The 14,683-nt window shown below is 60.2% G+C and carries 13 protein-coding genes; 1 reads left to right on the top strand and 12 read right to left on the bottom strand.

Annotated features, from left to right (window positions below; translation table 11 throughout):
• Position 1: 1 nt before the first annotated feature.
• The 10 genes from H1B37_RS05240 to pckA all read right to left on the bottom strand — a co-directional run bounded on the left by H1B37_RS05240 (position 2) and on the right by pckA (position 12,048).
• Positions 2-634 (bottom strand): hypothetical protein, encoded by a 633-nt coding sequence (locus tag H1B37_RS05240; protein WP_182865579.1) that lies wholly within the window; start codon positions 632-634, stop codon positions 2-4.
• Positions 631-984, bottom strand: coding sequence for a hypothetical protein (locus H1B37_RS05235; RefSeq protein WP_182865578.1), 354 nt, complete (start codon positions 982-984; stop codon positions 631-633). The genes H1B37_RS05240 and H1B37_RS05235 overlap by 4 nt, the downstream gene beginning before the upstream one ends.
• A gap of 353 nt (positions 985-1,337) precedes the next feature.
• Positions 1,338-4,523, bottom strand: a complete 3,186-nt coding sequence (locus tag H1B37_RS05230; protein ID WP_182865684.1) for a WD40 repeat domain-containing serine/threonine-protein kinase — start codon at positions 4,521-4,523, stop codon at positions 1,338-1,340.
• A 27-nt stretch (positions 4,524-4,550) separates the two neighbouring features.
• Positions 4,551-6,422: a glycosyltransferase family protein gene (locus H1B37_RS05225; protein ID WP_182865577.1), complete on the bottom strand. Its 1,872-nt coding sequence runs from the start codon at positions 6,420-6,422 to the stop codon at positions 4,551-4,553.
• A complete protein-coding gene (locus tag H1B37_RS05220) occupies positions 6,423-6,608 on the bottom strand; it encodes a hypothetical protein (protein ID WP_182865576.1) in 186 nt (61 codons plus the stop codon). It lies immediately after the preceding gene.
• Positions 6,605-7,462 carry a hypothetical protein gene (locus H1B37_RS05215; RefSeq protein ID WP_182865575.1) on the bottom strand — a complete coding sequence of 286 codons (858 nt, stop codon included), beginning with the start codon at positions 7,460-7,462 and terminating at the stop codon, positions 6,605-6,607. Before H1B37_RS05215 ends, H1B37_RS05220 begins: the two co-directional genes overlap by 4 nt.
• 184 nt (positions 7,463-7,646) lie before the next feature.
• Complete coding sequence (locus H1B37_RS05210) at positions 7,647-8,225, bottom strand: DsrE family protein (RefSeq protein WP_182865574.1); 579 nt, start codon at positions 8,223-8,225, stop codon at positions 7,647-7,649.
• Between the two features lie 43 nt (positions 8,226-8,268).
• Positions 8,269-9,930: an FAD-dependent oxidoreductase gene (locus H1B37_RS05205; RefSeq protein ID WP_182865573.1), complete on the bottom strand. Its 1,662-nt coding sequence runs from the start codon at positions 9,928-9,930 to the stop codon at positions 8,269-8,271.
• An 80-nt stretch (positions 9,931-10,010) separates the two neighbouring features.
• Positions 10,011-10,352, bottom strand: coding sequence for an ArsR/SmtB family transcription factor (locus H1B37_RS05200; protein WP_182865572.1), 342 nt, complete (start codon positions 10,350-10,352; stop codon positions 10,011-10,013).
• Between the two features lie 97 nt (positions 10,353-10,449).
• The gene (pckA, locus tag H1B37_RS05195; protein WP_182865571.1) at positions 10,450-12,048 is read right to left on the bottom strand and encodes a phosphoenolpyruvate carboxykinase (ATP); all 1,599 of its coding nucleotides are present in this window, start codon (positions 12,046-12,048) and stop codon (positions 10,450-10,452) included.
• Positions 12,049-12,086: 38 nt separating this feature from the next.
• Here pckA and H1B37_RS05190 point away from each other — a divergent pair, with 38 nt between their 5' ends.
• On the top strand, positions 12,087-12,281 hold the full coding sequence (locus H1B37_RS05190) for a hypothetical protein (protein WP_182865570.1): 195 nt from the start codon (positions 12,087-12,089) through the stop codon (positions 12,279-12,281).
• A gap of 289 nt (positions 12,282-12,570) precedes the next feature.
• Here the strand turns inward: H1B37_RS05190 and H1B37_RS05185 are convergent, their stop codons facing one another.
• Both H1B37_RS05185 and H1B37_RS05180 read right to left on the bottom strand, forming a co-directional pair.
• Positions 12,571-13,389, bottom strand: coding sequence for a hydroxypyruvate isomerase family protein (locus H1B37_RS05185; protein WP_182865569.1), 819 nt, complete (start codon positions 13,387-13,389; stop codon positions 12,571-12,573).
• Positions 13,386-14,582 (bottom strand): amino acid aminotransferase, encoded by a 1,197-nt coding sequence (locus H1B37_RS05180; RefSeq protein ID WP_182865568.1) that lies wholly within the window; start codon positions 14,580-14,582, stop codon positions 13,386-13,388. The genes H1B37_RS05185 and H1B37_RS05180 overlap by 4 nt, the downstream gene beginning before the upstream one ends.
• Between the last annotated feature and the right edge of the window lie 101 nt (positions 14,583-14,683).

Raw genomic sequence — 14,683 nt, 5'->3', positions numbered from 1 at the left:
CCTACGCCTTGGATCGGGATCGAATCTTCCGACCGACAAAGAACAAGCAAGTGGCAACCACGACGACGCCGAGTAACGTTGCACGAATCGGAAGACTGGATCGCTGGATATGATCGGGCAAATTCCAGTATTCGAGTGAAGCCTTCTGCTTCACCTCGTCTTCGCTGACCAAGCTGACTTCCGAGATGTCCACTTCAAACACCGCGCGGTCACCGCGTTTCCAATTGCCATCAAGACTTCCAGCGACGACATAGTTTCGGGGCACCCAAACGCCCGACAGCCACACATACTTGCTCATCAGAATGTGGTCGACATTCCTCATCCCCATGTTTTTCGGGTAGTCGGCGTTCACCCAAATCAACTTGCGATCCACACGTGTAGGCAACCAGTCCGAGTCTTTTTCAAAGACGACGGTCATGCCCTCTGATTCCAGGTCCGGATCACCGATGTCGCGCGCCGTTTCATTGAGCGGTGTGAACTGTACCTTGATCACGCCCGGCGATCGCGAAAGGATCTCCGATTCGAAAAGATTGTTGAGCGTTGTGTCCTTGAGTCCCTCGGCAACCGGATAATTCGAAAGGCGGGCAAAGCCGAAGTCTTTGGCACGTTTGCTAGGCGGGTGGGATTCTCTCACGCGCCAGGTCGACTGTATACTCGGTCGAGTTGGCTTCCTTCGGTGGGAACATACTCTCCGTGGGTGACCAGATAATCTGGCGGTGCCGCATAGACTTCCATCTGCTTATGATCGATGCCTTGATCCTGCATCTGGATTGCCTTGCGGGTCATCACCAGTTTTAGCGGTGGCAAGTTCAGTCGCCCCTGCTGATTCTCGACCCAGCGATCCCACAACATTTCGGCAGTGATGGACTCGGCGGGCACGTCCTTGAGCGTCTGGGCATTTCCGCGGGGGACGCAGGCAAGAACCAGCAGAGCACAAAGCACGATTCGAGGTGACACGTCAAATGTCAGTAGGCGGATTCGCATGGTGTTTGATTGCGTGGCGGGATCAAGCTGGACGACACATCGCGTGGGCGGAGTGTTTTGCTGCAACAGGGGAGTCACCACCGACGTTGTCCAATACCGAGATCCGGCGAACCGCCGTACCCCGAACGATGCAACACCAATCGAGCCCCTTGCCAAGCATGGAGTATAACGCGCCCCCCCGCCGGATCAAGTGAAGTCATCAGCTCAATCGCCAAGGAAAATTTGCGGAAATTGATTCGGCGCCACTGGAACGACTAAGACAACAAGAACCGATCGGTTGGGCCGGGTATTCGATTCGAATCTTTTCAGCGGCGCAGATCGAACGAGCCTTGTTGGATCGGACCGTTGTACAGTCACTTTGCGACCGACCAGATTCGGAGGTTGCCGCCGACGTCGCCGGTGACCATCCAGCGGGCGTCGTCGCTGAGCGCCAGATCACGAATGCTTACCGGATGACCGCTTTCGACGATCGCCCCGGAACGGCCGGTCACCAGATTGGAAAACGCGATCTGCTGGTCATGGCCGACGGTGATGACTCGCTGGCCGGAAGCTGAAAACGCGAGCGAGCTGATCGGGCCGGTGTGCACCTCGATGGTGCTGGCGACGGCCGACAGGTCACTCGGGTAAAGATGCACCGTTCCGCGGGCGTCACCGATCGCGATCTGGGACGAATCGCCGGACCATGTGACGCAGTGCAATGATTTGCCGAGTTCAACGCGCGCGAGTTCGGTTTGTCCGTCCACGTCGATCAGCGTGGCAACGCCGTTGGCTGACACAGCCACAACGCGCCGCCGGTCGCCTGATAATCGCAATCCGCGAACGACGCCGCCCAGGGCCACGACCCCGGTGCTGGCGTCGGCTTTGGTCAGGTCCCAATGCCGCACGCCACCGTCGAATCCACCCGTCCAGGCGCTCAAGCCGTCCGCGGCCAGTTCAATTTGAGCGATCGACTTGTCGCTCGCGGTGCCGTGCAAGCGAATTTCGCCGGTGTCGGATTCCCACACCAAGATCCGCCCGTCGCTGGTGCCGAAGCCGATCCGCTTCGGGTCTGGCGAACACGCCACGCAGGTCAGAGTCTCCGGCAGGGAGTGATTGCCGGGTGGAGAATCGGTTTCGCCGGGGATCATTCGCAGCGTTCGGCCGGAACCCCGGTGGATTAGGCTGGCCGGCCCTTTCGCATGACAGACCACGATGGACTGATCGACGAGTGCCAGATCCGTGATCGCCCCACGGGCGGATAGAACGACATCGGGCCGGATGCCGTCGACGTTGATCGAGACGACGACGCCATCACCGCCGCCGAGCAACAGTCGATTGGAACCCCGGGCGATGGCAAAGTGCCCGACGCCCTGAATGTAGTGATGGCGCTCTCGGACGGCCAACTCTGGTAGCCGCCAAACGCCCAACTGGCCGAACAGATTGCTCGTGACGACAGCGTCTTTTTCGTCCCAGAATTCGATGTCCATGATGGGACCATGCCTGGTCAGGACCCGCTGAACAGATTCGGGATCATCGACGGTTCCGATCATGAACCGGTTGTCATGCGTCCCCGCGGCAAATCGCGTGGCGTCGGCGCTGGTGTCCAGCGACAGAATCGGAAACGCGTGTTTCGCGATCTCTTCGCAACGCCCCGTCGGAAGGTCACAGCGGATGATTCGCCCGCTTTCATCGCCGGTCAGGATTCCCTCGCGGCCCAGGAAATCGGCGGCAAGGATGGTAGAGGTTGTGACCGAGTGGGCAACGTCCTTGGCTCCGGAATCGGACGTCCAGACAACAACCTTTCCGTTTTCACCGGCCGACAACAGTTTCGAACCGTCGTCGGAAAAGCGGATCACTTCCAGCGGCGATCCGTGGTTCAGGGTTCGCATCGGCGTTGTCGCGGCGCCGATCGTTTTCAAATAGACCCGCCCCAGCTCTCCGCCCCAGGCCAAGCGATGGCTGGATTTGGCGAAATCAACACAGCGGAGTTGTTTTCCTTTTTCGCGGAAACGATATACGATTCGTTTGGTTTCGGTGTCCCACACCAACAGCGTCCGCAGTCCCGTCGCGGCGATCAGCCGCTGGTCGTCGGAGATCGCGATGTCGGTGATCATTTCGATGTGACGCAGGATCTCTACGTAGCGGCTTTCGATGTTTCGCAGCAGGTGAAACTCCACGTCACCGAGTGGACGCAGCACGCTGAGCGATCGCTGTGCCAGACGATGATCACCGGCCGTCATCGATTGGAACGCCAACTTCGATTCGGCATCGTGCAGCATCTGTTTGGAATAGGCGACCTCCTCCTTGAGTTCTTCTCGCGATTGTTCGACTTCTATCCTGGCGATCACTTCCTGGCGCCGATTGTGCTCGGCGCGGCGCCATTGCCATGTCACCCCGGCCAACCCGATTGCGATCGCGGCAATCAATCCGGCCACACTTGCGGTCGTGCCGGGATAGCGGCGGCAGCGTCGAATGAAGTGCTCAAACCCTGACACGGGCCGCGCCAGGATCGGTTCACCGTTGAGGATCCGTTGTAGATCGTCGGCCAGATCCGCAGCAGTCTGATAACGCCGATCGGGGTCTTTTTCCAAACACTTCAAGCAGACGGTTTCCAAGTCCAGGGGGACGCTTTGATTGAGCATCCGCGGGGGCTGTGGATCGGTGTGGATCACATGGTGGATCAACATCCGCGAACTGCCGCGAAACGGTTTTTCGCCCGTCGCCAGTTCGTACAGGATCACGCCCAGGGAATAAATGTCGCTGCGGCGGTCCGCATCGCGCGAGTGCCCTGCGGCTTGTTCGGGCGACATGTAGGCCGGCGTGCCGATGATCGAACTTTCGTTGGAAATCGTCTCGTCGCTGTCGCTGTGTTTGGCGATGCCGAAATCATTGACGTATGGGTTTTCATCCTGGTCCAACAGGATGTTGCCGGGTTTCAGATCACGATGAATGATTCCCTTGCCGTGGGCATAGTCGACCGCCCGGGCGATCGACACCATGATCTCCGCGGTCCACGTGTGATTGGCCGGCCCCGACGTGAGACACTCCTTCAGCGTCACCCCGTCGATCAGTTGCGAGATGATGTACGGTTTGCCGTCCAGGTCGGCCACATCGTAGATCGAAACGATGTTGGGATGATCCAGTGCGGCGGCCGCGCGGCCCTCGTGAATGACGCGTTTGTATTGGCCATCGCGTCCGTCCGAAGAACGTGGCAGCGCGGCTTTGATCGCGACCAATCGTTCCAACCGCACGTCTTCGGCTTTGTAGACGGTCCCGAACCCTCCCGAACCGAGCTTGCTGAGGATGCGGAAGTTGCCCAGCACATGGTCGCCGTCCGCGTTGAGTGTGATGGTTTCTCCGAGCAGCGAATCACTGGCGTGGCTGAGCGTCTCCTGTTGCTGGTCGACATTGCGATGCGTCTGCTTGGTCAGATCAACAAAATCTTCGCTGCTGGAGGGCAGTTCGCTGTCGTGCAAGAAAGTCGATTGACCCTCGACCTCCGGATCGCCGGGATCGCCGGGATCGCCGGGATCGTCGTCGTGGCTCGGTTTAGCTGGCATGGCGGGTTACAGCGGTGGGAGCGGGCATTAGTGCGGAGACGATTCAGTGTAGCCGAATCGATCCCGCAATTCGCCCAAGATGCTTTCGGCGATTTCTCGTACCTGGCGGGTAAAATGCGGCGAATCCCGCCAGACGCCCGGACGGCCGTGGCGGCGAAATGCTCCCGGTCCGGTGTCTTTGTGACGGTCAAAACGAAACCGATCCACCACGCGATCGATTGCATCCACGTTGGCTGGCGTCCCCAAGAAGGAAGCGATCCGAACCAGTTCACCTGCCGTGTCATCGATCATCGATTCGTACCGGACCCGAAGCTTTTGAGAGGGCTCGAATGCGTCAAAGGCGTCGGCCGCGCGGCCGAACGCACCGGCGATGTGCGCCGCCAAATGTTTCGGGTCGCTGGACGCCCGGTCATGGGACGCTCGATTCCAACTGCCGGGCTGACGCATGTCGATGTAGGAGTCCAGGACGTCGAACGGATCGCGGACCAGAAACAACATTCGGCTAAGCGGAAACAGTTCCTCGACCATCGCAAACAATTCAGGCGTGTTGACCTCTTTGACAACTAACGTCTCAACGCCAAACCCCGGATAGCGTTCTCTTGCAACTTCATAGAACGCTGCCCGGATCGCACGCAAGCCGGCTTTCCCGTTGCCATCAAAGAAGAAGGCGGTGGGGCGTTTGCGTTCGTCCGGCCGGTCGGCCAGGTGTTGAACCAAACGGCCGAAATAGGGTTCGTGCCAACCTCGCATCTCGGGCAACGCGTCAAGCATCTCGCACAACCACGTCGATCCGGTTCGACCGCAACCGATCAGCCACGCCAAACGCTCTTCGGCAATTCGACCGGGTTGGATCGTGGCTCCCGATTCGTCAGGACTGTCGGCCGCATCGGGCGTGGCGGAGGTCACGCGAAGAGTCGTCTGCCTTGCCCGCTGGCGCGCCAATAACTTAAGCAGGGTTTCGCTGCGGTGGCGGTACAAGTGTGCCTGGTCGGTGATCGCTTTGGCTTGTGCGACACGGCTGCGACGGTCGGCATCATTGGCGAGCGCTCGATCGACTTGTTGACACAATTCATCGGCGTCGTCGAAGTGATAGACCGAATCGCCGAAGATTCGAGTCACCTCGTCGCGTCGCACCCCGGTCAACAACGCGGGGCCACCGAGCGCGGTGACTTCGAACACGCGAGGGCTGGGTGAGACCGCTTGGTCGGCCGCACGGAACAGGTTCAGCACCAATCTGCTGGCCGCGTACATCCGCCACTTCGCGTCGGGCCGGACCGTTCCGGAGGAAAAATCGACCGCTGGAATCCGTTTGAACTGTGTCGTATCGGCGGGAAAGTTGCCGGCCATGCGAAACCGCAGTCCGCGGCGCTCGCAATGTTCGGCAAGTTTCAACATCGTCGCCACTCGGTCTTCGAACAGCGTGCCGATAAAAACGATATCGCTTTCGGGGTCTTGCCCGACCAGTGAAGAAATTTCCGGCGCCGCTAATGTGGCGGTGGGCAGGTAGGCCTCGGCGTCGGGCTTTTGGTACAGCTCGTTGGTACAAACCAGATGGTACAGCCGCTGTGTGTCGGCGATCGGGCAATACGGGTCGTCGGTCTTGATGACGGCGGTCAGGATGTTCGAATCGCGCAGCGTCGCCGGCACCCATGCCCGCTCGCCGCTGAAGTGCATGCCGTCGATGAACACGACCGCATCGACGCCGTTGCGAACGTCATGGGCTTTGCCAATGATGTCGTTGCCGACCGCTTCGTGGCTGAGCACGCGCAGCATCGAGAACGTCGCGTAGGGAATCACGTTCACGCCGCATTGGGCCAGCCCCGCGCGGTAGCCTTCCCAAACATCACGGGTCGAGAAACCGGCCGAGCCGGCGACCAGCAAAACGGTCTTGGGTGTCATCTAGATGCCGTACGCGTATTCCGCACCCGGCGGCGGGCTGCCAAAGCTCTGCTGGGCCGCCGCATTGGCCGAACGGGCATCGACCGTGCCGTCGACCGTCTCGCTGAAATCGTCCATCACGCGATCCGGTTCCGTCTCGGGGCCTTGCTCCGGCGGCTGACCGGTCTCTTCGTCAGGTGTCTTCATGATATTTCCTCGGATTCATCATCGGGTGCCTCAGCCGAGTCGCCCAGCGTCCAGAGAGAATGATAGGGGGGATCGATGGCGCCTGTCTCGCCAAGCGGTACCGCTTGGGCGGCTGGGTTTTCGGCAACCCAGACTCCGGGCGCACGGCACACCATCACAACCGACGTTCGGTTCTTGTGGTCTTCCGTTCGGGTCGCTTCGATAGAAACCACCCGTTTGACGACCGGGGCGTCGACGACTCCGTTGGTCGGCCTGCCCCCGACCATTTGCACCGGATCAAGTTTCTGAGACTCTCTGATTTGAATCGCGTCACGGCCCTGGCAGGAGATTTTCAGCGTCCCACCATCGACGGTTGGGTTGACCGCGAAAAAGTACTCCAGACCGACGTTCGCCCGAGTGGCCCGAGGCAATGTCAGATTCGTCATCGCATCTGCGTTGACAAAACATTCAAACGCATCTGCGCGCGTCAAGGTTTTCGTGGAAACCGCCTCCGTGCTGAGTGTCGTCAGCGTGGTCACAACGCGAATCCGCGAGCGGACGTCGCCGCGTGAGAGGGCGGCAAATTCGATGTGATCGGCGCCCAACGCGGCTCGGCCAAATTGGAAACGCCGCATCCGCAAGTTGAAGTTGCACATGTTCTGGATCGGGGTGACCGAGACACTCGAGATGAACGTCGCGGCGTTGGGTTTGACGCCGATCAGGTTCGCGCCCCTGGGAACGACGCGGATGACCGTTCGCGTCAGATCTTCCCCCACGCCGACAACGGTCTGCCGCAACCGCTGGCCTCCCCGGTAGTCCGTCGCTAACAACAAGTCACAGGTGGTCGTTGCGGTGCCCTTGATTGGTATGCTCATGCTGCGTCCCCTTGGCTGATTCGATGCTGGTCCACTCTGGAGAGTGGATTAGTCTAGCGTTCGGGGGGTGTGCGATCAAGTCGTCCGGTGAAATGGGACTGATCGAACGTCCATCATGTGGCAGGCCTCCGTAGTGGACGAGGCGAGGAGTCCTTGCAGTTGGCAACCAAGCTGCAGCGGACGATTAATTCCCCAGCGGCAGATAGGCGTAGCCGTCGGATTGAAGATTGACGACGGCGGTCAGCGCGGAGACGGCGGTATCGATGAAGGCAGCGACGTCGTCGGGAGCGGATCCCTTGGAGATCAACGACTGGCCGCAGACATACAGTTCGACCCCCGATTCATGCAGCTGGTGCAACAAATCCAAGTTGGGATTCGATTTCACGTCGAAGGCGTCCGCATAGGCATCGGGATTGAGCACCGCGAGCGTCGCGTCGCCATGAAACACGACGGCGATTTTCACATCGGCCGGTTCCGCGCCGGCTCCGGCATAGATGTTAACGTACTTGGCCACCTTTTCGATCGCCCCATTCAACTTGCCCGGATCACCGCCACGCGTCACATCGACCAGCAACTTGGTTCCCGAACGCGGCTGATGCGCCGCCTGGGGCAGCCGGACGACCGATCCATGCCCTTGGATCGACGGATAGGCCGGCGTTGCTTTGGCGACCTTCCCCTGTCCGGTGCCGCCTTGAGCCAACAAGGGTTCGGCGATGATGAACGAAAGGGCGACGGTGAAGACCAGAAGTGCAGCTCGTTTCATGGGGGGCTCTGGGGGAGAAGGGAGGTTGCGAAGAGGGAAGGGGTCAGGCGTTTCCGTGTTGGTAGCGACACCATAGCGTGTATCCGCCGCTAAGGTTGACCACGTCGAAGCCGTGTTGCAACAGGACGCGGGTTGCCAAATAGCCGCGTTGGCCGACTTTGCAGTAGGCGGCGATCGGGCGGTCGCGGGGGAGCTGGCCGAGACGTTCGCGCAGTTGTTCGATCGGAATGTTGGTGGCATCGGGCACGTGCCCGGCGGCGAATTCACTCTCGCTGCGCACGTCCAACAGGAAGGGGGATTCGCGCGAATCGTCGTGCAACCAATCGACGAGTGAATCGACGTGAAGGATCGGTTGGTCGCCGCGGAGCACTCCGGCGGCGACGAAGCCGGCCATGTTGATCGGATCCTTGGCGTGCCCGAATTGGGGCGCGTAACAAAGCTCGGATTCCTCCAAGTCGTACACCGTCATGTCGGCTTGGATCGCCATGGCGATGATGTCGATGCGTTTCTCGACACCCTTTCCGCCGACGCATTGGGCGCCCAGGATCGCGCCGTCATCGGGATCAAACAACAGCTTCAACGTCATGCCCTCGGCACCGGGATAGTATCCGGCATGATCGGTCGGATGGATGTAGATTTTTTCGTATCGCGAACCGTCACGCAGCAACGCCTTTTCACTCTGTCCGGTCATCGCAGCGACCTTGCCGAACACGCCGACCACCGCGGTGCCCTGGGTGCCGCGATAGGTCGATGGGCGATCAAAGATGTGGTCGGCCGCGATCCTGCCTTGCCGATTCGCGGGACCGGCGAGGGGGATTTGGGCGGGCATTTTGGTGACGAAGTCGGAAACCTGGGTCACGTCGCCGACGGCATAGATGTCGGGATCGTCGGTTTGCATGTGATCGTTGACCACAATGCCCCCGCGTGGCCCGCAAGCGAGCCCGGCCTGGCTGGCGAGTCCACTTTCCGGCCGGACGCCGACGCAAACCACGGCAAAATCCGCATGCAAGGACGCGCCCGACTGCAATCCGATCTCAATCCCGTCGGGCGAATCGATGAACCGCTGGGCCGCTTCGCTCAAATGGACTTGGACGCCCTGATCACGAACGTGGGATTCCAACGGCGCGATCATCTCGCGATCCCAAGGCGACAGCAGTTGATTGTCCAGTTCGATGATCGTTGTCTCGATGCCGCGGCGCACCAAGTTCTCCGCGACTTCGATGCCGATGAAGCCTGCGCCGACGACGACGGCGCGCGTGGCTCCCCCGATCGCGTGCTCACGCATCGCGTCGGCATCGGCCAGATCCCGCAACTTCAACACCCGTGGACCGTCGATGCCTTCGATCGGTGGTCGAACCGGAGACGCCCCGGTCGCGAGGATCAGCTTGTCGTAAGACTCGGTGTACTCGTTGCCCGATTCCAGGTCACGCACCCGCACCCGCTTTTCGCCGCGTTGCAGCTCGATGGCTACCGACCGCGTGCGGATGTCCAACCGATGTCGCTGACGCAGCATTTCGATCGGCGCGACCAGCAGCTTGTCGCGGGACTGGATCTCTCCGCCGACGTAATAGGGCATGCCGCAATTGGCGAACGAAGGGTGATCGCCGCGCTCGAGCACAACGATCTGGGCTTGGTCGGACAGACGTCGGGCGCGGGCGGCCGCCGAGGCGCCTCCGGCAACGCCGCCGATGATGACGATCTTCATGGTTGGGGTTCCGTCGACGGTGAAGAACGAAGAAGCGAAACATCGCGAGTCGACGATGCGTTTCGGGAAAAAAGGGGCCGCTAGCGCCGCTTGCCAGTCGGTTCCAAGAAACGCCCTTCGACACAGGCCATCAATTGTTCCAAGTGCGGTTCGGCGACTTGATAATACACCCGCCGTCCCTCACGTTCACTGTTGAGGAACCCGCAGCGTTTGAGCAACCGCAGGTGTTCCGACGCGACGTTGTCGGGGATCTCGCAATCCTCGGCCAATTCGCCCACGGTGTAGCGACCGTGGAGCAACAGCTGGACGATCCGCAACCGGACCGGGTGGGCGAGTGTTTTCAGGCACTCGGCGGCGTCAGCGAATGCTTGAACGCTGCCGTGGGGTTTGGTCGAACGGTTCGACGTCGATTTGCTGGGCATGACATTTCCTCTGCGGTCGTTGCCTATCATATGTCGCAAGATCGCGAGGTGTCAAGTTCTGAGCTGGCGGCCATCGGACGATGAAACACGCGTGACATCAGCCGACGATCGATTGGTGCAGCAGCGGCCCGGCGGCGCGGACGGCTTTGCTGACGCCATCGGCGTAGGTGACAAAGTTCTTGTGGAACAGCTCCGCCAGTTTCCCCGCGGTGGCGTCATAGGCTGCCGGGTCGCTCCAGGTGTTGCGCGGGATCAACATCTCGTCGGGCACGCCGGGGCACTTGGTGACGACTTCCAAACCGAAGCAGGGCTCGGTTTCGGTCGGGGCGTGTTTGAGGTCACCGGAGTGAATCGCGTTGATGATCGCCCGCGTGTATCCCAGCTTCATCCGGCTGCCTTCGCCATAGGCCCCGCCACTCCAACCGGTATTGATCAGCCAGACGTGGGCCTGGTGCTGCGTGATTCGCTTGGAAAGCAGTTCGGCATACTTGCCGGGATGCCAGACCAGGAACGGGCCGCCGAAGCAGGGCGAAAACGTCGCTTCGGGTTCGGTGACGCCGACTTCGGTACCGGCAACCTTGGCGGTGTAACCGCTGATGAAGTGGTACTCGGCCTGTGCCGGGGACAGCTTGCTCACCGGCGGCAGGACACCGAAGGCGTCGCAGGTCAGGAAAATCACATCGGTCGGGTGCCCGGCGATGCAGGGGATTTTGGCGTTGGAGATGTATTCGATCGGATAGGCACCGCGTGTATTTTCGGTGATGCTGGAGTTGGCGAAATCGACGTGGTGATCGGCTTGATCGTAGACCACGTTTTCCAGCACGGCCCCATACCGTAGCGCGTCAAAGATCTGTGGTTCGGCATCACGGGTCAGGTAAATCGCTTTGGCATAACAACCCCCTTCGATATTAAACACGCCGTCATCGGTCCAGCAGTGTTCGTCGTCGCCGATCAGGTCACGATTGGGATCGGCCGACAACGTCGTCTTGCCGGTGCCGGAGAGTCCGAACAGGACCGAGGATTGTCCGGTCTTGGAATCGGAGGTCGCCGAGCAGTGCATCGGCAGCACATTGCTGCGTGGCATCAGGTAGTTCATCAGCGTGAAGACGGCCTTCTTCATTTCGCCGGCGTACTGCGTGCCCAGGATCACGACCTCGCGACGTTCCAGGCTGAGGTCCACACTGGTCTTGGACGTCATCCCGGTGGTGTAGCGGTTGGCGGGGAAGGCACCGGCATTGAAGATCACACAATCGGGGGTGCCGAAGTCTGCCAATTCCTCGCGGGTCGGCCGGATCAACATGTTGTGCATGAACAGGGCGTGGTAGGGACGCGCGCAGATCACACGGACCTTGATGCGATACTTCGGGTCCCAGCCGGCGAAGGCATCCAGGACATACAGTCGCTGGCGGGTGTTGAGGTAATCGATCGCACGCTCTCGGTTGACGAAAAACGCGTTCTCGTGCAGCCCGATGTTGACGCTGCCCCACCAGACGTCGTCGGAGGACTCGGGGTGTTCGACGATCCGTTTGTCCTTGGGAGAGCGACCGGTCTTGTCGCCCGAATAGGCGATCAACGCGCCGGTGTCGGCCAGCGTGGCCAGGTTCTCGTAGCGTAAGGCTTCCTCGTAAAGCGTCGCGGGGGAAGCGTTGCGGAACACGTTTTGGACATCGATTTGATATTCGGATAGATCAAACATTTTTCTGCTGCTGCACTTTGTTCCTGAGAATCCAAGCCTTGGGAAATGACGTCGTCCCGGAGATCGTCAACGCAACGCTTGACGCCGAAATTAATTTCAACGGCACACCGCGCGCCAAATCTGTGCACCGCATCATTTGTCCTTCGATCCGCCTCTTTGATGCGGTTCCGGCGAAGACTCTGGCAAGGGTTGATGACCTCGCAATCGTACCGCCGTCGGATCGCGCGCGATAGAGCACAGTGGTACGGCGTTGCCGTGCAAAAACCGCGCGCCGAGGCGGGCTGCCCGCCGTCGAGTGACCTGCGATAGACGCAGGCAGATGTGTTGGTCTTGGGCTTTAAGGACCGTCCAGCTTAGGGCTAAGACAAAACGCGACAAATCCGAATGATCTGTCTGATTGGGTAAGAGCTGGGCGGCGGAGGTTGCACGACGTCCTTTCTAGGCCGTCGCGCAGCGCCCCACGGGCGACAGCCCGGAAGGGCCATCGTACCTGGAACGCTGGAAGTGTTTCCGAAATAGACGTCAAGAACCGCGGACCAATCCAGCCGCTTCCTTCACGCCGGCCTCGGGATCGTCGAGCGGCCAGTATTCTAGCCCGACGTATCCGTCGTAGTCTGATTCACGGATCGCACGAAAGATCTCGGCATAATTCAGCTCGCCCTGTGTCAGTTCGTTTCGCCCCGGGTTTCCGGCGGCATGAAAGTGGCCGATCCGGTTGATATTTTCAGTAGCGTTGCGAATCACATTGCCTTCGCTGATCTGCTGGTGATAGATGTCGAAGACGACCTTCACGTTTTCGCTTTCAACCTGATCGACGATCGCAAACGCTTGCTCGCTTCGGACCAGGTAATACCCCACGTGGTCGATCAGGTCGTTGAGCGGTTCAAAGACCAATGTGACGCCGGCCTGCTCCAGCATCGGTGCCGCTTCGCGCAGGCCTTCGACCAAGCAATCGTGTTGGGACTCGTGGGAAGTGTCTGGGCGGAAGTCCCCGACCTGGGAAATCAGCGTCGGGCATCCGAGTCGCTTGGCCGCTTCGATCGACTCGCCCAGCCCGTCCAGGTATTCCGCCCGCGTCGCCGGGTCGACCAAGCTGATGAACTTGGTGCAGCAAGCGGCGATTTTCATTTCGTTTTCGGCCGCGGCGTCCTCGATCAGCTTTAGATCCTTGTCCCACCAGCCCCAAAATTCGAACGCATCGATCCCGCATGCTTTGACGCGGGCGATCGCATCGCGGTGCTCGACGCCTTCGAACACCGCGTCGATGCACACCGAGGGGCGGAGTGTGGATGGTTTGGATTGATCCGTTGTTGTTTCACCGGATAACGTTTCACTGCTCATGACATCACCGAGGCCACGGCCTCGCAAAGGGAGTTCATCTTGGTTTCGTTCATTCCGGCGACGTTGATCCGGCCGCTGCCGACGATGTAAATGCCGTACTTGCTTTTCAGCTCGTCGACTTGCAGCGGGCTGAGTCCGCTGTAGGAGAACATGCCTCGTTGGCGAAGCAGGAATGAAAAGTCGTGGCCGGCACCGGTCGACTTCATGGTTTCGACGAACTGCTCGCGCAGACGCGTGATTCGTGAACGCATCGCGTCGAGTTCTTCTTTCCAAAGCTTCGTCAGATCGCCGTCGGCCAGGATCGTGGCGACGATCGCCCCGCCGTGTCGCGGCGGGTTGCTGTAGTTGGTGCGAACGACCCGCTTGAGTTGGCTGAGTGCCGCGCCGCATTGCGGGGCATCGGCGGCGATCAACGAAACCGCACCGACACGCTCGCTGTACAGGCCAAAATTCTTGGAAAACGAGGTGCAAACGATCGCTTCGTCGACGTGCTGGAGAATGGTTCGCAAGCCGATCGCGTCTTGTTCGATTCCGTCGCCGAAACCCTGGTAGGCGAAATCGATCAGCGGCAACAGGTTCTTTTCGGCGACCACCGCTGCGATCTGTTTCCAATCCTCGGGCGTCGGGTCGATGCCGGTCGGGTTGTGGCAGCACCCGTGCAGCAAGATCGCGTCTCCGGGTTTGGTGTTTTCTTGGAACGCAGCGAGCATGCCGTCCAGGTCCAGCGAGGTGCGATCATCGCCCAGGTAGCGGTAGGTTTCGGTCGGCAGCCCGGACGCTTCAAAAATCGCCGGGTGATTGGCCCAGGTGGGGTTGGGCATCCAGATCCGTGCTGCGGGCAATTGGGTCCGCATGAAATCGGCGGCAACCCGCAATGCCCCGGTGCCGCCGGGGGTTTGCAACACGGCCACGCGATCGGCTGGCAGCGACTGACCGAACACCAGATTGCGGACATCGTCGCGGTACTCGGGCAAACCGTCGATCGACAGATAGCCCTTGGTCGCTTCGGTGTCGAGGATTTTTTGCTCGGCCGCTTTGACCGATTTTAGGATCGGGGTTTGTCCGTTTTCGTCCTTGTAGACACCGACCGACAGGTTCATTTTGTTCGGGTTCGGGTCTGCATTGAAAGCTTCGGTCAGCCCCAGAATCGAATCCGGGGGGGCGGTTTGGATGACGGAAAAACGATGGCTCATGAGGTTGGCTCGCACTCGGGCTAGGCCTGGGGCCTGAAAGGGACAGTGCCTGAAGGGGACAGTGCCGATTTCGGCGAATCGTAGTGCAACGGCGGCATTTC

Source organism: Stieleria mannarensis (genome assembly GCF_014154935.1).
GTDB classification, from domain to species: Bacteria; Planctomycetota; Planctomycetia; order Pirellulales; family Pirellulaceae; genus Stieleria; species Stieleria mannarensis.
Note: the sequence above shows the minus strand (reverse complement) of the source record. Positions and strands in the feature narration are given on the sequence as shown.

What these genes read in the sequence shown, in the direction of transcription:
- H1B37_RS05235 (WP_182865578.1), bottom strand. Translation starts at nt 984, where the DNA reads ATGCGAATCCGCCTACTGACATTTGACGTGTCACCTCGAATCGTGCTT.
- H1B37_RS05230 (WP_182865684.1), bottom strand. Translation starts at nt 4,523, where the DNA reads ATGCCAGCTAAACCGAGCCACGACGACGATCCCGGCGATCCCGGCGAT.
- H1B37_RS05225 (WP_182865577.1), bottom strand. Translation starts at nt 6,422, where the DNA reads ATGACACCCAAGACCGTTTTGCTGGTCGCCGGCTCGGCCGGTTTCTCG.
- H1B37_RS05220 (WP_182865576.1), bottom strand. Translation starts at nt 6,608, where the DNA reads ATGAAGACACCTGACGAAGAGACCGGTCAGCCGCCGGAGCAAGGCCCC.
- H1B37_RS05215 (WP_182865575.1), bottom strand. Translation starts at nt 7,462, where the DNA reads ATGAGCATACCAATCAAGGGCACCGCAACGACCACCTGTGACTTGTTG.
- H1B37_RS05210 (WP_182865574.1), bottom strand. Translation starts at nt 8,225, where the DNA reads ATGAAACGAGCTGCACTTCTGGTCTTCACCGTCGCCCTTTCGTTCATC.
- H1B37_RS05205 (WP_182865573.1), bottom strand. Translation starts at nt 9,930, where the DNA reads ATGAAGATCGTCATCATCGGCGGCGTTGCCGGAGGCGCCTCGGCGGCC.
- H1B37_RS05200 (WP_182865572.1), bottom strand. Translation starts at nt 10,352, where the DNA reads ATGCCCAGCAAATCGACGTCGAACCGTTCGACCAAACCCCACGGCAGC.
- pckA (WP_182865571.1), bottom strand. Translation starts at nt 12,048, where the DNA reads ATGTTTGATCTATCCGAATATCAAATCGATGTCCAAAACGTGTTCCGC.
- H1B37_RS05185 (WP_182865569.1), bottom strand. Translation starts at nt 13,389, where the DNA reads ATGAGCAGTGAAACGTTATCCGGTGAAACAACAACGGATCAATCCAAA.
- H1B37_RS05180 (WP_182865568.1), bottom strand. Translation starts at nt 14,582, where the DNA reads ATGAGCCATCGTTTTTCCGTCATCCAAACCGCCCCCCCGGATTCGATT.